A 25,249-nucleotide genomic window follows, 5' to 3' on the forward strand; every position below is an offset into this window, starting at 1 on the left:
CACCCTCGGTTGCCACCACGCCAAGGCCGATGCCGTAAGCCTGATGTAGGTCAGGCCATCTAGGCGATTACTAACCGGAGCCCCAAGATCTTTCCGTCTGCTGGAAGACCTTGGGGCTGATACCTTGCCGCTCAATTTTAGAATGCTGAAAGCTGGCGTTTTCCCGCTCTTGCACGGCGACGAACTGGTCGCGCCTCCGGAATTGCGGAGGTCGATTGAGACGTTGGAAGTCCATCATTCGACTGACCGAATGGGACGTCGCAGCTGACTATTTGAGATTGGCTTACAGTTGTCGGATAGGGCCCGCGCAGGTCATCGCATGCTCCTGATGGGCACCACGCTGACAAGGGTATGTCCGCCAAAGTGATGGAGTTCTCTAGAAGTCCCGAAGTCATGACCAAGCCGATATCATGCGGATATCCACAGACTAGAAGATCCGCGCGTATCCGCAGTGCTAAAACACGAGCTTGCGGGCGCCCTTCGGTTGGTCTTGTCCGAAATCGGTTTCTTCGAGGCGCGTGTTGGCTCGGATTTCGGCAATCGAGTAGCCAATGCACACTTGGAACACTGTGCATCGATTGGTCCTGATCCATTCTTCTGTTGCGCCGCGCATCCTAGCCTGACAGGCTTAGATATGGAGGCAGATAGTATGGCAACGGTTTCATCTCGCCTGGGTGCTGATCTGGGCCGCGGTTTCGATGACGCGGCTTGGGTTGATGTGCTTGATGCCGTGGACAAGACTTATGCCGAGTTGGTCGATTACCAAGAGCAACTCGAGGCGCGCAACGCTGAATTGTCGAGCTTGCGGACGTTCCTTGGATCAATCATGAATTCGATCTCGGATTACCTTGTGGTGACGGATAAGGACGGATTTGTTGCCGATGTCAGCCGTTCCTTTTGCGATGCCATTGGTCGCGACAAAGAGGCGCTGTTAGGGCGCCCGATCGTTAGCTTTTTCGAGGGCGAGATGTGCCAGCACATGACGGATGTCATGACCGATCTGGCGAAAAACAAACTGGAGCGGACGTTTGAAGCCGATCTGGTGACCAGTGACGGCGCGAGCCCCGTAGATTTTCGTATTGCGCCGCGTCTGGATCGGCGCAAACGGCTAAGCGGGATTATCCTGACAGGGCGTCCATTGGGCGAATTGCGTCGCGCCTATCAAGAGCTTGCACAAAGCCATGAGAGCTTGAAGCAGGCTCAGACCCAACTTGTGCGCACCGAGAAACTAGCCTCTCTCGGGCGGCTTCTGGCGGGGGTGGCGCATGAGCTGAACAACCCGATTTCCTTCGTCTATGCCAATACTCACAGTCTTCAGAAATACCTTGATCGGTTCGAGGTCTATTTTGAACGGGTCCAAGAAGGCGCAAGCCGCGAGGAGTTGATGGCCTTGCGGTCGCAATTGCGCCTTGAACGGGATCTGAAAAACCTGCGCGTAGCCATTGAAGGGGCGCGTGATGGGTCAGAACGGGTGCGTGACATTGTCGAGGATTTGCGCCGATTGTCCTCGGATGGTTCGGGCGAGGTCACGGTCTTTGATCTACGCCAGACGGCGATCATCGGTGCGGATTGGGTCAAACGCGGCTTGAAAAGCGAGATGAAAATCATCGTTGAGGGCGAAAGCAGCTGTCTTGCCCTCGGACGTCAGGGCCATATTCAACAGGTGATCATGAACCTTGTCCAAAACGCAGCCGATGCGATGCATGACGTGGTGGCCCCGGAAATTCGGGTGCAATTATCCTACGAGGATGATTTCGCGGTGCTACAGGTCTGCGACAATGGTCCCGGCGTGCCCGAAGATCTGCGCGCGGCGATTTTCGATCCGTTCTTTTCAACCAAAGACGTGGGGCAGGGCACCGGGCTGGGCCTGTCGATTTCTCTCAAGATTGCCGAGGAACATGGCGGTTCTTTGATCTATCTGCCCGATGGCGCGCCGGGCGCCTGTTTCCGTCTTATGCTTAAGCGCGGGGATTTGACGTGAATATCTTGTGGCTGCAATCAGCGGGCTGCGGCGGCTGCACGATGTCGCTGCTTTGCGCAGAAAGCCCGAACCTGTTTGATCTTTTCGCCTCTGCGGGTTTGGAATTTCTCTGGCACCCGTCGCTGTCCGAGGCCTCAGGGGCAGAGGTGCGCCGCCTGCTAGAGGCAGTCGAGAGCGGTGCGCAAAAGCTTGATATTCTATGTATCGAAGGCTCAATCGTGCATGGCCCCAAAGGCACGGGGCGCTATCACATGTTGGCGGGCACCGGTCGCTCAATGCTGGATTGGGTGCAAAGCCTCGCCCCCAAGGCAGAGCATGTCATCGCAGTTGGCACTTGTGCCACCTATGGCGGGGTGACCTCGGCGGGGGACAATCCGGCAGATGCAACGGGGCTACAATATGACGGGCGACATCCGGGGGCCGCTTTGCCGGCCTCCTTTCGGTCGCAATCCGGTTTGCCGGTGATCAATATCTCGGGCTGTCCTGTCCATCCCGATTGGGTGGCCGAGACCCTGCTGTTGCTGTCTCAGGGTGAATTGGGCGCTGACGATCTGGATATCTATGCCCGTCCGCGCTTTTACACCGATACCTTGGTGCATCACGCCTGTCCCAAGAACGAGTTTTACGAATACAAGGCCTCTGCCGAGGAACTGTCGCAAATCGGCTGCATGATGGAGCATCTGGGCTGTATCGGCACGCAGGCGGTCGGCGATTGCAACATCCGGCTTTGGAATGGCGAGGGAAGCTGCACCCGCGCGGGCTACCCCTGCATCAACTGCACGGCCCCCGAATTCGAAGAGCCCGGCCACGGCTTTACCCAGACACCGAAATTTGCGGGGATTCCTGTCGGGTTGCCCACCGATATGCCCAAAGCGTGGTTCATGGCGCTTGCCTCTTTGTCCAAACGCGCCACGCCCAAACGGGTGGCAAAGAATGCTACCTCGGACCGGATTATCGTGCCCCCTTCAGTGAAAAGCCGCAAACATGACTGACACCACTACGCTGCTCGTTGGGCCGTTTAACCGGGTTGAGGGCGATCTTGAGGTCCGTCTTGAGGTTACAGACGGATGCGTTTCTGCCGCCTATGCCAACTCGCCCCTGTTTCGCGGCTTCGAGATGATCTTGCAGGGCAAGGGCGCGATGGATGCGTTGACCATCACGCCGCGCATTTGCGGCATCTGCTCGATCAGCCAGTCGATGGCGGCAGCGCACGCGCTTGCCGATCTGGCTGGCGCAACGCCTGCGCCTGAGGGGGCCAAGGTGGCGCAGCTATTGCATCTGGTCGAGAACGTGTCTGACCATCTAATGCATTTCAACTTGTTCTTCATGCCCGATTTCGCGCGTCCCATCTACAGTGATCGCAAGTGGTTTCAGCGCGCCGTGACCCGCTTTACCGCGCTCAAGGGCGGTGCGCTGAAACGCGCAACCGAGGCGCGCGCACAACTGATGCATATCGTCGGGCTACTGGGCGGGAAGTGGCCCCATACACTGGCTATTCAGCCCGGCGGCGTCACCTATGCGCCGACCGCGCGCGACAAGGTGCGCATCGGCGCTGATCTGGCTGCGTTTCGGTCTTATCTCGAAGAGGCCGTGTTCGGCGCGCCGATTGAAGCTTTCGTTGAGCTTGCACAAATCGAACAATTGTCAGCGTGGAGTACGGGCGATCTGGCGCTATTCTTGTCAATTTCCGATGATTTGTCTCTCGACGCCTCTGGTGTCGGGGCGGGAAGATATCTTTCCTTCGGGGCTTATCCGTTGCCAAGCGGGCCGCTGTTTCAGCGCGGCGTCTTGGTCGATGGAGTCGCGGGCCGGCTTGATCAACGTGACATCGTCGAGGAGATTCCCAGTTCCTGGATGCTGGGTGCCGATGCACACCCTTTGCAAGGCATGACGACGCCCGATGAGGACATGCGCGAGGATGCCTATAGCTGGTGCAAGGCACCGCGTCTGGGCGGCGTGCCCTATGAAACCGGCGCGCTTGCGCGGCAGGCGATCGACGGGCATCCGCTGGCTGTGGCTTTGGCGTGCGAGGGATCGGTGCGCGCGCGTGTGGTTGGGCGCTTGTTGGAGCTGGCGCGCAGCCAGATCGAAATGGAGCGCCTCTTGGCCTCGATCAACGTGCATGAACCTTTCATGCGTCACGTCAATCTGCCCAGAGAGGGCGTAGGCGTGGGTATGGTCGAAGCGGCGCGGGGCGCTTTAGGGCATTGGATTAAGGTCGAAAATGGGCTGATCTCTTCGTATCAGATCATCGCGCCAACGACGTGGAATTTCTCGCCACGCGATCGCCATGGCGTGCCGGGTCCGCTAGAGGCGGCGCTGGTGGGCGCACCCGTGCGTGCGGGTGAGGATACGCCCGTTTCGGTGCAGCATATCGTGCGCTCGTTTGATCCGTGCATGGTTTGCACGGTGCACTGACATGGCGAGCGGCCTCAAAATCCGAGTGCGTGGACAGGTTCAGGGCGTCGGGTTTCGCCCCTTTGTCTGGCGGCTGGCGCGCGATATGGGGCTGACGGGCGATGTTTGCAATGATGCTGAGGGCGTGCTGATCCGCCTATTTGGGAACGCCTCCGGTTTTGAGGCCCGCCTGCGCGCAGAGTTGCCCCCGCTTGCGCGTATTGACGCGGTCGAGCTGTCCGACATCTCGGGGGCGGCAGAGACGTTTTCCATTGTTGCGTCGCAAGGGGGTGCGGCGCGCACACGGGTGACGCCGGATGCGGCCAGCTGCGATGCCTGCGTGGCCGAGGTGTTCAGCCCCTCGCAACGTCGCGCAGGCTATGCCTTTACCAATTGCACCCATTGCGGGCCGCGCTTTACCATCGTTGAAAGCTTACCTTATGACCGTGCCAATACGACGATGGCGCCATTCAATATGTGCGCGGCGTGCCAAGCTGAATATGAAAACCCCGAGGACCGCCGCTTTCACGCCCAACCCATCGCCTGCGTCGAGTGCGGCCCTAAAATTTGGCTTGAACCCAAGGGCGGGAGCGACCCGATTGAGGATGCTGTTGCATTGTTACGGGGCGGGAAAATCCTAGCGATCAAAGGGCTTGGCGGTTTTCATCTGGCCTGCGATGCCTTGAATGCGCAGACGGTCGCAACTCTTCGCATGCGCAAGCGCCGACCGAGCAAGCCGTTTGCGTTAATGGGCACGGTGGAGATGATTGGGGCGTGGTGTGCGCCAAACGGTGACGAATTGGCACTGCTGCAAGACCCCGCGGCCCCGATTGTCTTGCTTGAAGCCGCACGCTCCCCTGAAGGTATCGCGCCCAACCAAACGACGCTTGGTTGGATGCTGCCCTATACTCCTTTGCATCATCTGCTGATCGCGCGGTTCGGCGGGCCTTTGGTGATGACCTCGGGAAACTTGTCGGGCGAGCCGCAGGTGATTGGCAATGACGAGGCGCGCGACAAGCTTGCGCAATTTGCCGATGCCTTTTTGATGCATGACCGCGACATCGCGCGACGATTGGATGACTCGGTTGAACGGATTACGCCGCATGGGGTGATGGTGCTGCGTCGCGCGCGCGGGCGCGTTCCGGGGACGTTGCCACTGCCCGAAGGGTTCGAAAGCGCGCCCCAGATCGCGGCCTATGGCGGGCAGATGAAAGGCGCGATCTGTCTTGTGAAAGACGGTCAGGCGCTATTGGGGCATCATCTGGGGGATCTGGATGATGCGCTTAGTTATGAAGCCTTTCTCAAATCAGATGCGGATTATACTGCGCTGTTTGATCATCACCCGGATCGGGTGGCCTGCGATCTGCACCCGGATTTCCGCGCCTCGCAACATGCGCGCACCAAGGGGCTTCCGGTGGAAGAAGTGCAGCACCATCACGCCCATATGGCGGCTTGCATGGGGGAAAACCTTTGGCCTCTGGAGGGCGGTAAGGTCGCGGGGATCGTGCTGGATGGCCTTGGTCTTGGGGCGGATGGGACGATCTGGGGCGGTGAGGTTCTGCTTGGTGATTACCGGAACTTCGAGCGCCGGGCGTGGCTGAAGCCTGCCCCCTTGATCGGCGGGGATATGGCGCAAAAGGAGCCGTGGCGAAATGCGCTGATGCGGTTGGATCAGGCGGGGCTTGAGACTTTCTCCGATGGTCTGTGGCCTGATGCGCCGCTGGAGATGCTGCGTCGCGCAGCGCAAAAGGGGCTTAATGCGCCGATATCCTCGTCCGCGGGGCGGCTGTTTGATGCCTTTGCGGCTGTGACCTGCTTTGATGGTGCGCAGTCTTTTGAGGGCGAGGCAGCGATGCGACTGGAAGCCTTGGCGAGATCGGGGCAGGGCAGGGCACTTGGCTTGCCTGTAACCAACGGCGAAATAGATCCTGCACCCTTGTTCCGTCTGGTCGCTCAAGGTGACAATGATGCTGCTGAGCTTGCCTATATATTCCACGCTTCTCTCGCACAGGCTTTTGCCGAGCAAGCCCGCGCTTTGGTGGCGACCCGAGAGGCCCACGCGGTTGCGCTTTCGGGCGGGTGTTTCCAGAACGCGCTTTTGCTGGATCTGACGGTGAAGGCGCTAGGGGATGTCCCCGTGCGGTTCCACACAAAGACCCCGGCGAATGATGGCGGACTCGCGTTTGGGCAAGCGCTCGTTGCGGCGGCACGCCATCTATAACGGGCGGTAACGGACTTTCCGATCGCGGCGGCGGGCGGAAAGTCACTCACCGATAGTGCTGCGAAAATATCTGTATAACATTATGAAAACATAACAAAAAGAGCATCTTGAAAAAGGTGCTTCTTTCTTTTGGTCCATGCGATTTGGCCTGCCATGCTGAGGATCGAAGACCCGTATACGCATTCGGGACGACCAAAGGGAGGGACGCAAGGTGGGCACAGATACCACTCAGATTGAAACGTTTTATGACGTGATGCGGCGCCAAGGGATCACACGCCGCTCATTCATGAAATATTGCTCGCTAACAGCGGCCGCTTTGGGGCTGTCGCCTTCATTCGTCCCCAAGATCGCCCATGCGATGGAGACCAAACCACGCACGCCGGTGATCTGGGTGCACGGGCTGGAATGCACCTGCTGCTCGGAAAGTTTCATTCGTTCGGCGCATCCGTTGGCCAAAGATGTCGTGTTGTCGATGATCTCGCTGGATTACGACGACACGCTGATGGCGGCGGCCGGGCATCAGGCTGAGGCCGCTCTTGAAGACACAATTGAGAAATACAAGGGCAACTACATCCTTGCGGTCGAGGGCAACCCACCGCTCAATGAGGACGGGATGTATTGCATCATCGGCGGCAAGCCATTCGTTGACCAGCTTAGACATGCGGCCGAGCATGCCAAAGCGATCATCAGCTGGGGGGCGTGCGCGTCTTATGGCTGTGTGCAGGCGGCAAAGCCTAACCCGACGCGGGCCACCCCGGTGCACAAGGTCATCACCGACAAACCAATCATCAAGGTGCCCGGCTGTCCGCCGATTGCCGAGGTCATGACCGGTGTGATCACTTATATGCTGACCTTTGACAAGATGCCCGAGCTTGACCGCCAAGGTCGCCCGGCAATGTTTTATTCCCAGCGCATTCACGACAAATGTTATCGCCGCCCCCATTTCGATGCGGGCCAGTTTGTCGAGCACTGGGACGATGAAAACGCGCGTAAGGGCTATTGCCTTTACAAGATGGGCTGCAAGGGTCCGACGACCTATAACGCCTGTTCGACCGTGCGCTGGAACGAGGGTGTTTCCTTCCCGATTCAATCCGGACACGGCTGTATCGGCTGCTCGGAAGATGGCTTTTGGGATCAGGGCTCGTTCTATAACCGCGTGACCGATCTGACGCAGTTCGGGGTTGAGGCGAACGCCGACAAGGTCGGCATGGTTGCCGCCGGAGTGGTTGGCGCAGGTGTCGCAGCCCATGCGGCTGTGTCCGCGCTCAAGACCGCTCAACGCAAAACTCAAGATAAGAAAGAGGAGGCGTAACCCATGGTCGCAACTCCCAATGGATATGACCTCGACAATACCGGTCGGCGCATCGTTGTTGACCCGGTCACTCGGATCGAAGGTCACATGCGCTGCGAAGTGAATGTCGATGAAAACGGCGTAATCCGCAACGCGGTCTCGACCGGCACGATGTGGCGCGGGCTTGAGGTGATCCTCAAGGGGCGTGATCCGCGTGACGCTTGGGCCTTTACCGAACGCATCTGTGGTGTCTGCACCGGCACCCATGCGCTGACATCTGTGCGCGCGGTCGAGGATGCGCTTGGCATCCAAATCCCGGACAACGCGAATTCGATCCGCAACCTTATGCAGCTTGCGTTGGAAATTCACGACCATATCGTGCACTTTTACCATCTGCATGCTCTTGACTGGGTGAACCCCATCAACGCCCTCAAGGCCGACCCCAAGGCCACGTCAGAGCTGCAGCAGGCGGTTTCTCCGTCGCACCCTCTGTCCTCCCCAGGGTACTTCCGCGACGTGCAGAACCGCCTGAAAAAATTCGTCGAAAGCGGCCAACTTGGCCTGTTCAAGAACGGCTATTGGGACAATCCGGCCTATAAACTGCCGCCCGAAGCCGATCTGATGGCGACGACCCACTACCTTGAGGCGCTTGATCTGCAAAAAGAGATCGTGAAGGTTCACACGATCTTTGGCGGTAAGAACCCGCACCCCAACTGGTTGGTGGGCGGCGTGCCATGCCCGATCAACGTCGATGGTGTCGGCGGCGTCGGTGCGATCAATATGGAGCGGCTCAACCTCGTTTCGTCGATCATCGAGCAGACGCATGAGTTCAATCGCAACGTCTATATTCCGGATGTGATCGCGATCGGGGGATTTTATAAAAACTGGCTTTACGGCGGCGGGCTGTCTTCGCAGGCTTGTCTGGCCTATGGCGACATTCCCGAGCATCCCAACGACTTCTCGGCGGAAAACTTGCATCTGCCGCGCGGAGCAATCATCAACAGCGACATGTCAGTCGTGCATGATGTCGATCCGCGTGACCCCGAACAGGTGCAGGAATTCGTCGATCATTCGTGGTACACCTATGGCGAGCCAGGCAAGGGGTTGCATCCTTGGGATGGCATCACCGAGCCGCAATACGAACTTGGTCCCAATGCCAAAGGAACTCGCACCAATATCAAAGAGATCGACGAGGCGGCTAAATACAGCTGGATCAAAGCGCCGCGTTGGAAAGGTCACGCGATGGAGGTGGGGCCGCTGGCCCGCTATATTGTGGGCTATGCCAAGGGGCATGAGGACATCACCAATCAAGTTGACGGGCTTTTGCGCACGATGGATCTGCCGGTTGAGGCGCTTTATTCGACATTGGGTCGAACGGCGGCACGCGCGCTTGAATCTGAATATTGCTCGCGTTTGCAAAGGCATTTCTTCGACAAACTGGTCACCAATATCAAGAACGGTGACAGCTCGACCGCGAATGTCGAAAAATGGGATCCAAGCACTTGGCCCGCCGAGGCCAAAGGCGTGGGCATGACCGAGGCTCCGCGCGGCGCTTTGGGCCACTGGATCAAGATCAAGGACGGGCGCATCGAGAACTATCAATGCGTCGTGCCAACCACTTGGAACGGTAGCCCGCGCGACACGCAGGGCAATATCGGCGCGTTTGAAGCCTCGTTGATGAACACGCCGATGGAGCGCCCGGACGAGCCGGTCGAAATCTTGCGCACGTTGCATTCTTTCGACCCCTGTCTGGCTTGCTCGACCCATGTGATGTCGCCCGATGGCGATGTTCTGACCAATGTCAAAGTGCGCTAACGGGAGGGCGTATCATGAAAAAACTTATCGCACTTATGTCACTGATTGCATCGCCAGCAGTGGCGCATTCGGGACACGCAACTCTGCCCGGTCCGGCGGGTCACGCAGAAACCCATCTGGCGATGGCCGCAGCGGCGATCGCCGTTGCATGGCTTGTAATCGACGCATTCTTTGGCCGCAAATCCAAGCGTAAGGAGGAATGAGCCATGGCGGATACTTCCTTGAACGCGGCCAATTCCAATCGACCCGCACACAGCGAGCCCACGCATCTAACGGGCGATGCATCGCAAGCCGATATCGACAGCATTCGCACCCAGACCTCGGTCTTTGTTTACGAATGGCCTGTGCGCCTTTGGCATTGGCTGAATGCACTTGCAATCACGGTGCTGATCGTCACCGGCTGGTTCATCGCCTCGCCTTTGCCGTCGATGGATTTTTCTGAGGCAACGTTTCAGTTTGTCATGGGCTATATGCGCTTTACGCATTTCGCCGCTGGGATGATCCTGACGGTCGGTTTCTTCGGGCGGATCTATTGGGCAATCGTCGGCAATCAGCACGCCAAACAGTTGTTCTATGTGCCGATCTGGCGAAAGACGTGGTGGAAAGAAGTGCTGATCGAACTCAAGTGGTATGCGTTTCTTGAAAAGATGCCCCGGAAATATGTCGGTCATAACCCGCTCGCGCAGATCGCGATGTTCATGTTCATGACCGTGGGGCTTAGTTTCATGATCCTTACAGGTTGGGCGCTTTATTCCGAAGGCGCAGGGCAGGGGTCTTGGCCCGATTATGCGGCGGGCTGGGTTCTGACCCTCTTTGGTAACAGCCAGATCGTGCATTCGGTGCATCATCTGGGAATGTGGTTCATTGTGATCTTTATGATCATCCACATCTATGCCGCGATCCGCGAAGATATCATGTCGCGCCAATCCATGGTCTCGACCATGATTTCCGGGACACGAACCTTCAAGGACTGAAGCTTGCGAAGAATGTTCCCTTTCCCCCGCTCGCAACTTCAGAATCGACGGAAAAGGCGGGCTCTGCTCGCCTTTTCTGCTTATTATGTTTCCGCAATGTAGTAAATATGGAAGGTAGCCTTCCATCACGCAGAGGGCTAAATCCGCCAAAAGCGCCAAAACTCTGTGCAATTTCAACGAGTAAGTGACATTTCGTCGCATAATGAAAAAAGCGTGAGCTGGGGAACGTGAAAGCATACGCTCAATCAACGGACAGATTGGAATGCAACCATCCAGCAAGCGGGCGTAACGCTGTAGGATAGTGCATGGCGAGGGAGGGCGCACCATGTCGGCTAAGGTTCTGGTTCTTGGGATCGGGAATGTTCTCTGGGCGGATGAGGGGTTTGGTGTGCGCTGTGTCGAGCGGCTGGCTGAAACCCATAGCTTTGGCCCTGATGTCAGGCTGCTCGATGGGGGCACACAGGGGCTGTATCTTTTGCCTTTTCTTGAAGAGGTCGACACGCTTCTCGTGTTTGATGCTGTCGATTACGGGCTTGAACCCGGAACATTGAAAATCGTTGAGGATGACGATGTGCCCGCTTTCATGGGGGCCAAGAAGATGTCGCTGCATCAGACCGGTTTTCAGGATGTCATCGCCACTGCGCAACTGATGGGCTATTGCCCAGAGCGCTTGATTCTGATCGGTTGTCAGCCCGAAGAAATCGAAGACTACGGCGGCAGCCTGCGCGACGTCGTGGCGGCCCAGATCGATCCCGCGTTGGAGATTGCGACTGACAAGCTGCGCGCGCTGGGAATTGAGGTGCGTGACGGGCGCACCGATAGCCGCGATCTGGCCGATCCTTCGATTTTGCGCGCTGCCTATGAACAGGGGCGTCCCTCAGAAGATGAGGCGTGTCGCATCGGTGATGATCGCTTCTTGCCGCAGGACGCTTGAGATGTGTCTTGGCATCCCAATGCAAATCATCTCGCGTGAAGAGCTTGCTGCAACCGCTTGTGATGGCACGAAAAATCACCTGATTGATCTTGCTCTCACTGGCCCGCTAGAGCCCGGCACATGGATCCTGACGTTTCTTGGCACCGCACGCGAAGTGCTGCCTGAAGAAGAGGCGTTAAAAATTCGCAAAGCCCTGCGCGGGATCGCTGATCTGATGCGGGGGCACGGGTTGGGAGATGCGTTCTCCGATCTTGATGACAGAACACCGCAGCTTCCGCCGCATTTGCAAGCCGCGCTCGATAAAGGGGAGACCACCGCATGAGCCACCCGCTAATTGATCGACTGACAACAGAGTTCGGCTGGCCCGTGCTTGGCAATGATCACGACGTCTTGGAATTCACCACGCGGCCGGGCACGCACGTGCTGTTCATTCCCGGTGATGCGAAACGCAATCTTGAGACCGCAGATGTAGCCGTGATCTTGCCCGAATTGAAGCTTGCCTTTCAGGGGTTGTTCGACTGCGCCGTGGTCGATGATGCGATCGAGGCCAGCCTGCGCGAGGCCACGAAAGTGCTTAAGGCCCCGTCGCTTCTGTTTTACCGCGACGGGCAGTTCCTTGCCGGGCTTCCAAAGGTCCGTGACTGGGACGATTACATGGTGCGGATCGGTCAGATCCTCGCCATTCCAACGCCGCAAACTGCTTGAGGGAGATAGAACGATGGTCAACAATTTTCAACTCCCGCCCGTGGGGTTCGGCCCCGGCTCGCAACCCCCAGAAGAGGACGGTGCCGAACTGGAATTCCTGCCGATGCCGCAGGATATGCGCACCTACACGGCCCATCTGCCCGAGGTCGAGGTTGATGATCACCTCAAACCTGCGCTTGATCTTTTGGCCGAGATTTCCGCAGCTTGCGAGACGGCAGGCGAAACCGGGCAGGGCACCGAGTTCGATCTTTCACTCCTTGACGCCGCCAACCGTGCGCTGATCGCGGAAACGATGGGCGCGGGCGAGGTGGCGATGAAGCTGCACGGCATTCCCGCCATTGCGATACAGGAAAGCGTGTTCGCGGGCGTCTGGATTCTCAAGGCCGCCGGGATGGACGTGATCGAAGTCGGAGACGTGCCGCACCTGGTGCGCGCACGCGCCTTCGAGCCGCGCAAACGTGCCGGTCTTTCCGCGACACCGCGCCAGCAGGGCGTGGTGAACGCGCCGCCGCTTTTGGTGGAACTGATGGATAAATCCGCCCGCTACACACAGGGCACCGAGGTGCATGTCGTGAACCTGACGCTTCTGCCGCATACGGAGCAGGATCTGGAATGGCTGGATGATGCGCTTGGGCAGGGGGCGGGGGATATCCTTTCGCGCGGCTATGGCAATTGCCGGGTTACGGCGACGGCGTTGGCCAATGTCTGGCGGGTGCAATTCTTCAATTCGATGGATGTGCTGATCCTTGATACGTTTGAGGTGACCGAGATGCCCGAGGTGGCGCTGGCAGCGCGCGAAGACCTGATCGACAGCGGCGAACGCATCCAAGAAGTGCTGGAGGCGATCCAATGAGCGCGCAAGGTGGGTTCGAGGGCTCGTATTTAGGGGCCAATGACAAGATTTCCGATCTGGCGATCATGGAGTGCAAAATTTGCTGGACTCCCTATGACCCGGCCGAGGGTGACGATACGCGTCAAGTCCTTCCGGGGACACCATTTCTGGCGCTGCCAGATGACTGGAAATGTCCCAATTGCGACGCCCCGAAAGAGCAGTTTCTCGTCTCTGAAGACCCCGGTTCGGACGCCATGTTGGCCGCCGCGCGGCTGTCGCGCAAGACCGAAGCTTTGGTGACGGATTTCACCGAAGTATGGCATGCAAAAATGCGCGACGTGCCGATGGTCAACAAGGTGCTGCATGTGCAGGCCGTCGGGTTTCTCGAACATGAGGGGCGGCCTTTGGGCGTGCTGATCTCGCCTTGGTTCATGAACCTCATCCAGATGCCAGCAGAGGGAGAGGATTGGTCCACTCTCAAGGCGGGCGAGAAAGAAGTGCTGTCCTTTCCCTCGGGCGATTATGAGTTCATCCACAACACGCGCGAACAAACCGGCGGCTACAAGGCCTGTTCGCTGTTTTCGCCGATGGGCGAGTTCAAAACCCAAGCGCAGGCTGTTGATGTGGCCAGCGCCGTGATGGTTGCCCTTTTTCAAGACGAGCACCGCGCCGAAACCGACCGCAGTGCCGATATTCGCGCCGCCCGTGAAGACGAAATCGCAGCCATCGAGGCGCGCGAACAAGAAAAAGCCGAGGCCGAGGCGCGCGCGCTTGAGCCTGACAGTGCCCCGACCCGGCGTCAGATTTTAACAGCGGGCATGAGCGAAAAACCCGAGAGTGCGCCTGAAACCAAGGATGAAGCGGAGTAAACGATGACACTCACCGCGCCACTCACTGCGACGACAGCACCGGCCTTGCCGGTGGCGCAGCTTGTGATTGGCAAGCCGGTGGAGGAGGTCGTGGACCTGATCCCGCGCCTGTTCAACCTGTGCCGTGGGTCTCAGGATGTGGCGATAAGACTGGCGCTTGGTTTGCCGCTTGAGGAGGCGATGCGCCACCATCTTTCCGAGGATTTCGCGCGTGATCATCTCGTGCGCCTCGGTGTCATTTTGCCCCGACATCTTGGGCTTGACCCGCTGCCGATTGCGCAGGGCGCGCTTGTGTTTCTGCCGCAACAGATGCCGGCAACACTTGCGACATTCGAAGCCTATCTAGAGTCCGGGATGGGGTTTTCACCTGTTTTCAAACGGTTGCATGACGTGTTTGAGAAAGGCGAGGCGGTTGCCCATGTGCCTCTGGTTGCGGATGAAGATTTGCCCACGGCGCAGGCGTGCGAAAATTCGATTGCGGCGCGTCATTTCGTTCACCCGTTGATGTTGGTGGTGCAAAGATTGAAGGGGCGCGGCCCGCTATGGCGCGCGGTGGCGCGGCTTTTGGATCTCGAGACCTGTTTGACCGAAGAGTTGCCCAACCCGAGGCGGTTGAAAAACGGCTGGGCGATTGTTCCTGCCTCGCGCGGAAACTATGCGCTGCGCGCGCAGGCAATGGATGGCGTCGTCACCCAGTTCGAACGTGTGACCCCAACCGATCACATGCTTGCCCCGAACGGTATTTTGGCACAATCCCTTGCCAGCCTGCCTGCGCACAAACATCATCTGGCGGAGTTGGTGCTTGATTGCATCGATCCCTGCAGCCCGGTTACGCTGAGCGGAGGGCAGGGCCATGCATGAGATGTCGCTTTGTGAAGGTGTGCGCTCGGTAATCGAGGACGCTGCGGTAAAAAACGGCTTCTCGGGTGTAAAGACCGTGCGCCTTGAGATCGGAAAATTTGCCGGCGTGGAAAAGCCCGCGCTGGAATTTGCCTTTGACGTGGTCATGCGTGGCTCGGTGGCCGAAGGGGCCGCTTTGGTGATGATCGACCTGCCGGGGCGGGCGATGTGCTATGACTGCCTGAAAGAAGTCTCGATTGAAAACCGGCTGGACTGTTGCCCCGATTGCGGCGGTGGCAAGCTGATGCCCGTAGGGGGCGATGAAATGCGGATCAAGGATTTGGAGGTGCTCTGATGTGTAGCGTATGTGGATGCGGAACGGCGAGCGTTGAGGGACATGGTGCGCATGATCATGGCCATTCGCACGAACACGATCACGGGCATGGTCATCACCATCATCACGACCATGACATTCATTTTGGCCACGGCCCGGCAGGTGTCGACGTCGCGGGGATGACCCAAGAGCGTTTGATTGAAATTGAGACCGATATTCTTGCCAAGAATGACCGCTATGCCGATGCGAACCGGGCTGTGATCTCAGGGCTGGGCGCATTCGCGGTCAATCTCGTGTCGTCTCCCGGTTCGGGCAAAACAACGCTTTTGTGCAAGACAATTGAGATGCTTGGCGATCAGCCGCTGGCCGTGATCGAGGGCGATCAGCAAACCGCCAACGATGCCGAACGCATCCGCGCGACGGGGGCGAAGGCGGTGCAGGTCAACACCGGCAAGGGCTGTCATCTAGACGGGCATATGGTGGGCCATGCAATGGAGCATCTGACGCTTGAGGAAAACGCCATGCTTTTCATCGAGAATGTCGGAAACCTTGTTTGTCCGGCCGGTTTCGATCTGGGCGAAGATTGCAAGGTCGCGGTGATTTCCGTGACCGAGGGCGAGGACAAGCCGTTGAAATACCCGGATATGTTCACCGTGTCTGAAATCGCCCTTCTCAACAAGGTCGATCTGGCACCCTATTGCGATGTGGATCTCGATCTTTACGAGGCCAATCTGAAACGGGTGAATCCCGGCATTGAAATCCTGCGTATTTCCGCACGCACGGGCGAGGGGATGGAAGCTTGGGTTGCCTGGTTGCGCGACCGGCTTGCCGCCAAGCCCGGGGCAGAGGTCTGAGTCATGGCTGACACCCTTCCAACGCTTCTTCTGGTCGACGATGAGGAACACAGCCTCGCCGCGATGCGCATGGCGTTGGAAGACGAATTCGACATTCTCACCGCGCTGAACGCGCATGAGGCGCGTCGGTTAATGGAAGAGCATTTCGTGCAGGTGGTCTTTTGCGATCAGCGGATGCCGGGCACGACCGGGGTCGAATTCTTGACCGAGGTGCGCGAAAGCTGGCCCGACACGGTGCGCATCATCATCACCGGTTACACGGAATCCAGTGACATGATCACCGCCATCAACGAGGCGGGTATCTATCAGCTTCTGACAAAACCATGGCATCCAGATCATCTGATGATGGTCGCGAAAAACGCCGCCGATTTGTTTGCCCTCGCGCGTGAACATGACCGGATGTCACTTGAGATGCGATACCTTTCCCGCACCGTCGAGGTGAAGCTTGAAGAGCAGCGCAAGGCGTTGCGCGAGGGGCTGGGGTTTGACACCGTATTGCGGGCGTCGAATTCGCCGATGAACGCGGTGGTTGAACAGGCGCGCCAGTTCGCGACATTCGACGTGCCGGTGATCTTGACGGGCGAGCCGGGGACGGGAAAGCGACTTTTGGCAAGAGCGATGCATTACAGTTCTTTGCGCTCGGACAAACCCTATTTCGAGTTCGATTGTTCTTCTGTTGATGATGATATTCTAGAGGTCGAACTTTTCGGTGCGCGGCGTGGCGCGGTTCCGGGGCTCGCGGCCCACAAGATGGGGCTGTTTCAAAAGGCGGATCGCAGCACGTTGTATTTGTCGGGGGTCGCCGATCTGTCGCCTCGCTTGCAACTCCTACTTCTGCGCGCCGCGCGGGATGGGGCTTTTCGACCGCTTGGCGGGCATGAAATTCTGCATTCGCAAGTTCGCCTGCTGATCGGCTCAGACCGCGAACTGCGCACCGAGCTAGAACGCGGCAAGTTCAACTCCGAACTGTATTATGCGCTCTGCAAGGTGAGTTTGACTATTCCGCCATTACGCGAGCGCCCGGATGACCTTGCCATATTAGCCCATACGTTTTTGTTTGAGGCCGCAGACCGACATGGCAAGCCGGTGAGCGGGCTTTCAGATGACGCGATCCAGTTTCTGGCCGGTTATGACTGGCCCGGAAACATGCGCGAGTTGGAAAACGAGATGGTGCGGATGCTGATTTTTTCGCAAGATGCGATTCTCGGGCCGGAGCTGATTTCGCGTCACATTCTGCAGGCCAGCCCGTTACCTGAAAGTGAAACAGCGGTGGATCAAGTTCTGGTTAGCAGCGGAACCCTCAAGGACCGGGTGGAACTGATCGAAATGCGCATTCTGCGCGAAACCTTGACGCGTTTGAAATGGAACAAAAGCCGGGCCGCGAACGAACTTGGTCTCTCGCGGGTGGGTTTGCGCGCAAAAATCGAACGCTACGGGTTGATCGAACCCAAGCGCCACAATGCGAGCAGCAAAGAGGAGGAGTAGTCATGTGTCTGGGAATTCCGGGACAGATCATCGCGATCACCGATCCCACGCGCCAGATGGCAATGGCCGATGTTTCCGGCGTGCGCCGCGAGGTCAATGTGGCCCCCGTCGTGAGCGGCGCGATGGAGGATATCATCGGCAAGTGGGCACTTATTCATGTGGGTTTTGCCATGGCACTGATCGACGAGGCCGAGGCCGAAGCGACGCTGCAAGCGCTGCGCGATCTGGGCGAAGCGCAAGAGGCGCTCGAGGCGATGGCTGAAGGTCAAAAAGCACTGGAGGTGGAGACATGAAATACGCAGATGAGTTCCGCGACCCCACCGCCGCCAAGGCGTTGTTGGCCCGTATCGCCGATCTGACAGATGAGATCGGCGCCACCAAGGAAAAACCCGTTTACATCATGGAAATCTGCGGCGGGCATACCCACGCGATCTTTCGCTACGGGTTGGACAAGTTGACACCTGAGGGCGTTGAGTTCATCCACGGGCCGGGCTGCCCGGTCTGTGTTTTGCCGATGGCGCGGGTCGATGAATGCGTCCAGATCGCCGAACGTCCCGAGGTGATTTTTACCACCTTTGGCGATGCGATGCGCGTGCCTGGAACGAAGAAATCTCTGCTTCAGGCCAAGGCTGCAGGCGCGGATATCCGCATGGTCTATTCGCCCCTGGATACGCTTGAACTGGCGCGTCGTAATCGCGACCGCGAGGTGGTTTTCTTTGGCCTTGGCTTTGAAACCACAACGCCCTCGACCGCGCTTTCGATCCAGCAGGCCGCGCGCGAGGATCTGACTAATTTCTCGGTGTTTTGCAATCACATCACCGTGCCGCCTCCGATCAAAGCGCTGCTGGATGACCCGCATATGCTTTTGGACGGGTTTGTCGGGCCGGGCCATGTTTCGATGGTAATCGGCACGCACCCGTATGATTTCATTGCGAAAGACTATGGAAAGCCCATCGTAGTTGCAGGCTTTGAGCCTCTCGATCTGCTGCAATCGGTGCTCATGGTGCTGCAACAGATCCGCGATGGACGTGCCGAAGTTGAAAACCAATACGCCCGGGTCGTGCCTGAACATGGCAACCCGGTGTCCATTGCTGCGATCGCGGATGTTTATGAAACGCGCCCGTCTTTCGAGTGGCGCGGACTTGGCGAGATTGATCACTCTGGTCTGCGGATTCGCACCAAATACAGCCCCTTCGATGCAGAAGAGAAATTCGGCATCGGATATGCGGCCGGTGTGCGCAGCGTTCAGGAACCCGAGGGCTGTGCCTGTGGTGCAGTGATGACGGGGCGGTTAAAGCCAACGGGATGCCCACAATTTGGCAAAGGTTGCACGCCGGAAATGCCGCTTGGGGCGCTGATGGTCAGCTCCGAAGGCGCCTGTGCAGCCTATTACCAATATGGCGGTGCGCGCGCAGTCGAACCGGCTGAATAAGAAGAAAGAGACATCATGGCCCTGAGAGATGAGCATGTAACGCTGGCCCATGGCGGCGGCGGAAAGGCAATGCGCGATCTGATCGACGAGGTGTTTGCCGCGGTCTTCAAGCCGGAAAGCCGTGAGGATCAGGCCCGTTTGATGAATGACGCACTGCAGGAACCCGGCGCGCGAATGGCCTTCACCACGGACAGCTTCGTTGTGGACCCGGTCGAGTTTCCGGGTGGTGACATCGGCAAGATCGCGGTCTGCGGCACGGTCAATGATCTTGCCGTCGGGGGGGCGACGCCGTTGTGGTTATCGGCGGCCTTCATCATCGAAGAAGGCACTGAGATTGCGCTGTTGCGCCGGATCGTCGCCTCGATGAATGCCGAGGCCGAGAAAGCCGGCGTCAAGATCGTCACGGGCGATACTAAGGTCGTCGGGCGCGGTTCGGCGGATCGGGTGTTTATCACCACGTCGGGCGTGGGGGTGATCCCGCCGGGGTGCGATTTGCGTGCGGATGCCGTGCAGCCGGGTGATGTGGCCATCGTGAACGGGGTGCTGGGGGATCACGGCGCCACCATTCTGGCCGCCCGGGGCGACATGGCGCTGAGCACCGACATTCAGTCGGATTGCGTCGGTCTGGGGCATCTGATGGCGGCGGTGGCAAAAGCCTGTCCGACATTGAGATGTGCGCGTGATGCCACGCGGGGCGGTTTGGCCTCGGCTTTGAATGAAATTGCCGAGGACGCCAAAGTGGCGATCGAGATCGAAGAAACGCGCTTGCCCCTGCGCACGGAAGTCAAAGGCATGTGCGAGATTTTGGGCCTTGATCCGCTATACTTGGCGAATGAGGGCACTTTGGTTCTGTTCGTTGCTGAACAGGACGCCGAGGCTGCACTTGCCGCGATGAAATCTGTTCCCGAGGGTGAGGGCGCCACGATTATCGGTCACGCGCGCCCCTCTGGTCCGGGACCGCGCGTGACGATGCGCACGCTGTTCGGTGGCGCGCGGATCGTGGATATGCTGGTGGGCGAACAACTACCTCGGATCTGTTAACGATCCAGCGCGAAGAGTTTCAAAGCCAGATCTCAGCAATAGGAAAGAAGGTAACAGCAGAGGCGAGGCGTTTCGAGCAAACCGTCGCCTCAAGTGTGTAATGTGCGGATACCCGCGCGACATCCTAATCACAGATTGTCGCTTTTCTCTGAGGGCTTTGTAAGGCGTCTTTCCGTTATGTGCGCCGTGCGCTCTGTGGACTCTGTAACATCGTTCCCATTCACCCAGCTTGGCTTCGAGATTGACATCCCTTTGTCGCTTAGCAGTTGGGAAAACTCCCGCCCGTCAGATTGCTGCGATCATTCGACTTTTCCGTTGATCTAGGGCGTGCCGCGCTTGAGGTCGGCATGACGGATGCCCAGATCCTCGACTTGCTAATGGAATTTGGCTTGGAAGCATGGCCGATCTCCTCGGCGTATCTCAGTATCCGTAACTTGCGCTGAAATGCGCGTTGCTCCTTGCTCATGAACGGTCTCCTTCGTCCCAAACCGGGCAGGTTAAGGGAAATGTCCTGCGAGGAACGGCATCTACACCATTGACTTTTGGTGGAGTACTCATGTTCATGAAAAAATGATATATATTTTCCAAGGCGCTAGCCTGTTAATTCGCCCTCTCTATCATCGGATTTGTTCAAGGGGCGTTGCGCGTAAGATTTTATTTCCAGTCCTCGTGCTTGCAGGGCAAATCGCTTTTTCAAACGCCATCGTGGCTCAAGAAACCACTCCTCAACTTTCATCCGCTGAAGTCACCCTGATGCAGGAGAAAGTAAGCAGATCAATCCGCATGGATGGGCCTGCCATCGTCTCAGGAACCGTCGCGACAACAGGTTTTTCCGGAACGTTCGAGAAGCTTCCAAAATCCGACAAAATCTCATCAACGGCGATGTTCAAAACGATGCTTGAAGCTGGAGCGTTCCGCTTTATTGACTTGGCTGGGCCAAGTGCCACGCTCACGAACATGGGCAATATCGGGCGCGCGTATGACGGCTCTGAGGTGCAGGCCGGTGCCTATGACAAACTCCTCGCCCGTGACATCGGCCAAGTTTTTGGCCTCGCGTTCGATGATGCTGAAAAGCCAAATCTTTACCTCACTGCAAGCTCAGCTTTTGGCCTGCAAATTGTTGGGCCAGATCAAAACAAAGACTACGTTGTTGATCGCCTTGAGAAGGGGGCCCCAGATGCCGAGTGGATGAACGGCCAATGGGGCGGGTTTGACGCCTCCGGCCCTGGCTCGATCTACAAACTTGACGGTAGCACGAACAAAATCAGCCTGTTCGCGAATGTGACGCTTGAAGGCCGATCCAACAGTGGCGCGGGCCTTGGTAATATCGTCTATGATGCCGCCCATAAGCAGTTATTTGTGTCTGATCTTGAAACCGGGCTTGTGCACCGCTTTGATATGGATGGCAAAGAACTGAGCCAGTTTGACCACGGCGTGCAGGCAAGACCGAATGCGCGTGTTGAGGTGCAGCGCGCGCCTGTAGCATTCGACCCTGAAACAAAGCTGAACATCGCAAGCGATGCGTTTGATCCGTTTGATAGCAGCACATGGAACCGCGCTGCGCCCGAGCGCCGCGTATGGGGTATGGCCCTGCAAGGTGGGCGCCTCTATTACGCAGTGGCCGAAGGGCCTGCCATTTGGTCGATCGGCCTGAATAAAGACACAGGCGCGTTTCTACAGGACGCACGCTGGGAGCTAACACTGCAAGACGACGCTTCAGGCTTTGATGTCTCTGACATTGTGTTCTCACCTGATGGGCAGATGATTCTGTCACAGCGTCCAGATGCTGTGCTTTCGTTTAACTATGAAACCATGACAGTTGCGCAAACGGCAGACGTTCTACGCTACAGCCGCGAAACCCCAGAAGATGATCCTGAAACGCCTTCTGTTTGGTATGAAACCCCGATTTTGCAAGCGGTTGGGTTTGCCGACAAGAGCCGCGGTGGCCTAGGGGGCTTGGCAATTGGCCCAGGTTACACCAAGCGTGGTCGCATTGATTGGCGCAACTGTCGTGGCAGCCTTTGGGCCACAGGCGAGGATCTGCGCCTGTCTGATGAATTGCAAGCGTCGCTGCTAAAACGGGGGGCGCTGGATGTTGACGGCGTTCAAGTCGTTCCCGTTCTCTATCCGGCAGCTGATAACACGCCGCCATGGCACGCATTTTTCCACGACTATATGCCAGCTTCTAGTGATGCCCCGAAGGAGCAAGGCCGTATTGGCGACGTTGAGGTGCTTGGGTGCCATGATGCCGGCACACCATCTGGCGGCGCGCCCAAGTTGAAAACATTGCAAACTGCGTTGCCAACAATCACGACACAACCGCAAGACTTGGGTGAAATCAACATTTTGAACTGTGCGCAGATTGTGTTTGATCCGTCCGTGTCGGAACTGTCATGTCTCGAAATGTCTGAAGACTCTGGCAGCACATCTGTCGAGACTGACCTGACAATCACCAAAGCCTGCTCGCCCATGCCGATCTCGGGTGCAACGACCATTCCATGCCAGATCACCGTGACAGGCGAAGGGCCTGCGGGCGGAAACATCACCATCATGGATGTCTATAATAATCCGAACCTGAACAGCGATCCGTTTACCCAAATTGGGCAGCTGACAGGGCCAAGCGGCTGGAACTGTACAACAGCCCCCTATAGCAACACCCCGCCATCCTGCATGATCTCAAGCGCGGACTTTGCAGCAGCGGGCGGAACAGCGACCTTTACAACGAATGTAACCGTCTCGCCCGATGAGATGGGAGAAGGTGTTCAAAACTGTGCCCTCATAGGCATTGACGGGCAGCAGGTCGGCGCATCTTGCTTTGACATCTCGGAAAATAACCAAGTGCAAAACGACACCAGTGGCGGGGGTAACTCTGGAGTCGAAACTCCCGAGTTTAATGTGTTTAAGTCATGTGGGCCTCTCACGCCATCAGCCGCGGCCTCGGACACGCTGATAATGGATTGCACCGTGAGCATCACGCCGTTGTCACCCTTTACAGGCGTGCTGACAGTGAACGATGTGCCGACGATGTTAGCGGGGATAGGGATTGGCCCGGCGATCGAAAACCCATCGTTCGACCCGAGTATCTGGAGCTGCGGCCCTGCGAGCGGTAACTTAGATTGCACCACACCGGGGGCGAGCTATCCGCTTGATGGCAACGGCGCGCCACAAACAACCATGATCAGCATGACCGTAAGCGTCGCCAATTCAAGCGGGACTGTTACCCTACAGAACTGCGCGGGGGGGCAATATACGTTCAACACTGGCGCAACCTCTGATGTGAGCGACTACTGTGTGAGCCAGACCTATGATCCAAACGCTTGCGTGCCCTCGGACGAGATCATCGGAGATCAAATCGACAATGACTGCGACGGCGAGGTTGATGAAGCCGACATCCAAGGCAGAGCCCCGGCTCAGCCTACTCTGATCGTTGGCAAGTCGAGCACAGGCGCGTGCACGCTCAATGTGGCTTCCCAGAGCTACAGTTGCGGCTTTGAGCTTAGCGTTCAAAATACAGGGCCAAGCACCTACAAGGGCGTAATGGTGCTTGAGGACAGCTTTGGCACCCCACGCCCGCGCCGCGCTAGCAATGTCACTGGGGACGGATGGACGTGCACAAGTGGCGGGGGCACTTCTGCAAACTGCCTGAACACAGCACTCGAGCTTGCGCCCGGAGCGATAAGCTCTTTGAACATGTCGCTTACCATCCCAGGGTTGTCTGCTGGCGGCAGCTTTGAAAACTGCGTCAAACAAGGTGTCTCAAGCGATGCCACCCAACAAGCGCGCACAATCCAAGCTGCCCTCAAAGATATGGGAATAGATGTGGGTCGCGTTGACGGCAAGATCGGGCCGAACACACACCGCGGCATTGCGAAAGCTCAAGAGCAGCTCGGACTGGAAGTGACCGGCGAGTTGTCAGACGGGTTGCTTAAGGCGATGGGGCTTTCTGGGCCTGTCGATGCCGCGCCTGTGTGCGTTACCGTTGATTTACCACCGATGCCGCGCCCACCGCTGTCCTGTAATGCTGCCACAACGAGCCAGCAGGGTAATGCGTGTCTCTGTCGATATAGCCGCATGTATCAGGCAACCAAAACGTCTTGTGCCTGCGTCAAGGGCACACGTTTCGTCGCAGGCAAAGGCTGCGTGAAAACGCGCCAAACAACACCGGATAAACCAAGACCGGCGAGCTGTGAGCAGGGTTTCCGTTTGCAAGGCGGCAAGTGCGTTCTGATCCGCGAGGATGCCCAATGTAAGAGTGGCTACATACCCGTTGGCAACGCGTGCCGCCGGAATTTCGGAGGCAAAATAATCCTAGAAGACGACCGAGGGAGAGGCGAAAGCCACGGTGGCGCGAGTCCCTAGGCGTCGGTGTTACCCCGCGATTCCATTCACTGGTTTAAGTCGGACCTAACAGTCAACGTATATGGACGCCCCGGACTGAAGTGGTTCAGCTTTTCTGGACAGGTTTGCGGCTTAGCTAAGATGCATCCGGGTTAGGATTTATGCCGCTTGCTCCATCTGTATCGCGCCAAAGTATGCGTCGTTGGGTGTTCGGTTTTCAAGCGCGGAGCGTGGCCGCTTAGCGTTGTAAAATCCGATCCAGCTGTCGATGATGCTTTTGGCTTGGAAGCCTTGACCTGCCACTAAACTTTCATCCAGCCGCGAACGGAGCCCGGTAGGTGTTTGGTCCGACCCCGAACCTTCTACCGCCCTTGGCGAGAGTTTTCCGGCTTCGATCAGGGGGACAGGCTGGTGATGCCCCCCGGTTTCGTCAACGTGATTGGGGCTTTGTTGCCGATCGCGCTGTGTGGCCGTTCCTCATTGTAGTATCTACATTTGCCCGATCTTCACGGTCCAAAAGAACGTGAACCCGGCGCCTTACGGCGATTGCAAGCAATCGCCTGTCGGCCAATGGGTAGCCGAATCGCACCCGCGTATCGCACATCTCCTTGACCCGCTTCTCCACGGCAGCCTGATCCCTTCTCGCGGTTTGAATTCAAACCGCTGCCCGGCAGCGTATGCCTGCATGCGCGAGAGGGGGGCTTCAGATCGACGTCCTGCAACATCTCGCGGTCGAGCGTCAGGTCGGCTACGATCTTCTTCAGCCGGCCGTTCTCGTCCTCCAGTTGCTTCAGCGGCTCCATCTCGTTCGGCAACAGCCCGGCCCCCGGCGCATCCGGGTGATCTCAGACGAAGGCTGCTGCGAAAGCAGAATGGCCGAGAAAGAAGCTGTGATGAAATCCGCAA

Annotated in this window: 21 protein-coding genes and 2 pseudogenes; 21 read left to right on the forward strand and 2 right to left on the reverse strand. The window is 57.8% G+C overall.

The genetic code is table 11. The annotated features are described in order from the left end of the window. Window positions 1-649 precede the first annotated feature (649 nt). From ACN0SD_RS14655 to hypE, 20 genes are all read left to right on the forward strand, one after another. On the forward strand, window positions 650-1,981 hold the full coding sequence (locus tag ACN0SD_RS14655; protein WP_417808976.1) for an ATP-binding protein: 1,332 nt from the start codon (window positions 650-652) through the stop codon (window positions 1,979-1,981). Continuing rightward, window positions 1,978-2,973: a HupU protein gene (locus ACN0SD_RS14660; protein WP_417808977.1), complete on the forward strand. Its 996-nt coding sequence runs from the start codon at window positions 1,978-1,980 to the stop codon at window positions 2,971-2,973. The genes ACN0SD_RS14655 and ACN0SD_RS14660 overlap by 4 nt, the downstream gene beginning before the upstream one ends. After that, on the forward strand, window positions 2,966-4,399 hold the full coding sequence (locus ACN0SD_RS14665) for a nickel-dependent hydrogenase large subunit (protein ID WP_417808978.1): 1,434 nt from the start codon (window positions 2,966-2,968) through the stop codon (window positions 4,397-4,399). Before ACN0SD_RS14660 ends, ACN0SD_RS14665 begins: the two co-directional genes overlap by 8 nt. Window position 4,400: 1 nt before the next feature. After that, window positions 4,401-6,599 (forward strand): carbamoyltransferase HypF, encoded by a 2,199-nt coding sequence (hypF, locus tag ACN0SD_RS14670; protein WP_417808979.1) that lies wholly within the window; start codon window positions 4,401-4,403, stop codon window positions 6,597-6,599. Between the two features lie 211 nt (window positions 6,600-6,810). Further along, window positions 6,811-7,911, forward strand: a complete 1,101-nt coding sequence (locus ACN0SD_RS14675) for a hydrogenase small subunit (RefSeq protein WP_417808980.1) — start codon at window positions 6,811-6,813, stop codon at window positions 7,909-7,911. A 3-nt stretch (window positions 7,912-7,914) separates the two neighbouring features. Beyond that, the gene (locus ACN0SD_RS14680; protein WP_417808981.1) at window positions 7,915-9,705 is read left to right on the forward strand and encodes a nickel-dependent hydrogenase large subunit; all 1,791 of its coding nucleotides are present in this window, start codon (window positions 7,915-7,917) and stop codon (window positions 9,703-9,705) included. 14 nt (window positions 9,706-9,719) lie between these two features. Then, window positions 9,720-9,908: a hypothetical protein gene (locus ACN0SD_RS14685; RefSeq protein WP_417808982.1), complete on the forward strand. Its 189-nt coding sequence runs from the start codon at window positions 9,720-9,722 to the stop codon at window positions 9,906-9,908. 3 nt (window positions 9,909-9,911) lie between these two features. Continuing rightward, window positions 9,912-10,679 carry a Ni/Fe-hydrogenase, b-type cytochrome subunit gene (gene cybH, locus ACN0SD_RS14690; RefSeq protein ID WP_417808983.1) on the forward strand — a complete coding sequence of 256 codons (768 nt, stop codon included), beginning with the start codon at window positions 9,912-9,914 and terminating at the stop codon, window positions 10,677-10,679. Between the two features lie 325 nt (window positions 10,680-11,004). Next, window positions 11,005-11,613, forward strand: a complete 609-nt coding sequence (locus tag ACN0SD_RS14695) for a HyaD/HybD family hydrogenase maturation endopeptidase (RefSeq protein WP_417808984.1) — start codon at window positions 11,005-11,007, stop codon at window positions 11,611-11,613. 1 nt (window position 11,614) lies between these two features. Next, window positions 11,615-11,935 (forward strand): HypC/HybG/HupF family hydrogenase formation chaperone, encoded by a 321-nt coding sequence (locus ACN0SD_RS14700; RefSeq protein ID WP_417808985.1) that lies wholly within the window; start codon window positions 11,615-11,617, stop codon window positions 11,933-11,935. Then, complete coding sequence (locus tag ACN0SD_RS14705) at window positions 11,932-12,318, forward strand: hydrogenase accessory protein (protein WP_417808986.1); 387 nt, start codon at window positions 11,932-11,934, stop codon at window positions 12,316-12,318. Before ACN0SD_RS14700 ends, ACN0SD_RS14705 begins: the two co-directional genes overlap by 4 nt. A 13-nt stretch (window positions 12,319-12,331) precedes the next feature. Beyond that, window positions 12,332-13,171 (forward strand): hydrogenase expression/formation protein, encoded by an 840-nt coding sequence (locus ACN0SD_RS14710; RefSeq protein ID WP_417808987.1) that lies wholly within the window; start codon window positions 12,332-12,334, stop codon window positions 13,169-13,171. Next, window positions 13,168-14,019, forward strand: coding sequence for a [NiFe]-hydrogenase assembly chaperone HybE (gene hybE / locus ACN0SD_RS14715; protein WP_417808988.1), 852 nt, complete (start codon window positions 13,168-13,170; stop codon window positions 14,017-14,019). The genes ACN0SD_RS14710 and hybE overlap by 4 nt, the downstream gene beginning before the upstream one ends. Before the next feature lie 3 nt (window positions 14,020-14,022). Further along, a complete protein-coding gene (locus ACN0SD_RS14720; RefSeq protein ID WP_417808989.1) occupies window positions 14,023-14,880 on the forward strand; it encodes a hydrogenase expression/formation protein HupK in 858 nt (285 codons plus the stop codon). After that, window positions 14,873-15,214: a hydrogenase maturation nickel metallochaperone HypA gene (gene hypA / locus ACN0SD_RS14725; protein ID WP_417808990.1), complete on the forward strand. Its 342-nt coding sequence runs from the start codon at window positions 14,873-14,875 to the stop codon at window positions 15,212-15,214. The genes ACN0SD_RS14720 and hypA overlap by 8 nt, the downstream gene beginning before the upstream one ends. Then, a complete protein-coding gene (gene hypB, locus ACN0SD_RS14730) occupies window positions 15,214-16,047 on the forward strand; it encodes a hydrogenase nickel incorporation protein HypB (protein ID WP_417808991.1) in 834 nt (277 codons plus the stop codon). The genes hypA and hypB overlap by 1 nt, the downstream gene beginning before the upstream one ends. A 3-nt stretch (window positions 16,048-16,050) precedes the next feature. Beyond that, window positions 16,051-17,532, forward strand: a complete 1,482-nt coding sequence (locus ACN0SD_RS14735; RefSeq protein WP_417808992.1) for a sigma-54-dependent transcriptional regulator — start codon at window positions 16,051-16,053, stop codon at window positions 17,530-17,532. 2 nt (window positions 17,533-17,534) lie between these two features. After that, window positions 17,535-17,825 (forward strand): HypC/HybG/HupF family hydrogenase formation chaperone, encoded by a 291-nt coding sequence (gene hypC, locus ACN0SD_RS14740; protein ID WP_417808993.1) that lies wholly within the window; start codon window positions 17,535-17,537, stop codon window positions 17,823-17,825. After that, window positions 17,822-18,964 (forward strand): hydrogenase formation protein HypD, encoded by a 1,143-nt coding sequence (gene hypD, locus ACN0SD_RS14745; protein WP_417808994.1) that lies wholly within the window; start codon window positions 17,822-17,824, stop codon window positions 18,962-18,964. The genes hypC and hypD overlap by 4 nt, the downstream gene beginning before the upstream one ends. 15 nt (window positions 18,965-18,979) lie before the next feature. Continuing rightward, entirely contained in the window at window positions 18,980-20,005 is a 1,026-nt protein-coding gene (gene hypE, locus ACN0SD_RS14750; RefSeq protein ID WP_417808995.1) for a hydrogenase expression/formation protein HypE, read from the forward strand. A 141-nt stretch (window positions 20,006-20,146) separates the two neighbouring features. Here the strand turns inward: hypE and ACN0SD_RS14755 are convergent. Further along, window positions 20,147-20,403, reverse strand: a pseudogene (locus ACN0SD_RS14755) (IS481 family transposase); the annotation flags it as partial. A 172-nt stretch (window positions 20,404-20,575) separates the two neighbouring features. Between ACN0SD_RS14755 and ACN0SD_RS14760 the strand changes: the two are divergent. Further along, window positions 20,576-24,364 carry a peptidoglycan-binding protein gene (locus tag ACN0SD_RS14760; protein ID WP_417808996.1) on the forward strand — a complete coding sequence of 1,263 codons (3,789 nt, stop codon included), beginning with the start codon at window positions 20,576-20,578 and terminating at the stop codon, window positions 24,362-24,364. A gap of 484 nt (window positions 24,365-24,848) precedes the next feature. On the opposite strand, the pseudogene ACN0SD_RS14765 reads toward ACN0SD_RS14760, so the two are convergent. Next, window positions 24,849-25,167, reverse strand: a pseudogene (locus tag ACN0SD_RS14765) (hypothetical protein); the annotation flags it as partial. Window positions 25,168-25,249 lie beyond the last annotated feature (82 nt).

It is taken from the genome of Thioclava sp., from assembly GCF_048263065.1.
Lineage (GTDB): Bacteria > Pseudomonadota > Alphaproteobacteria > Rhodobacterales > Rhodobacteraceae > Thioclava.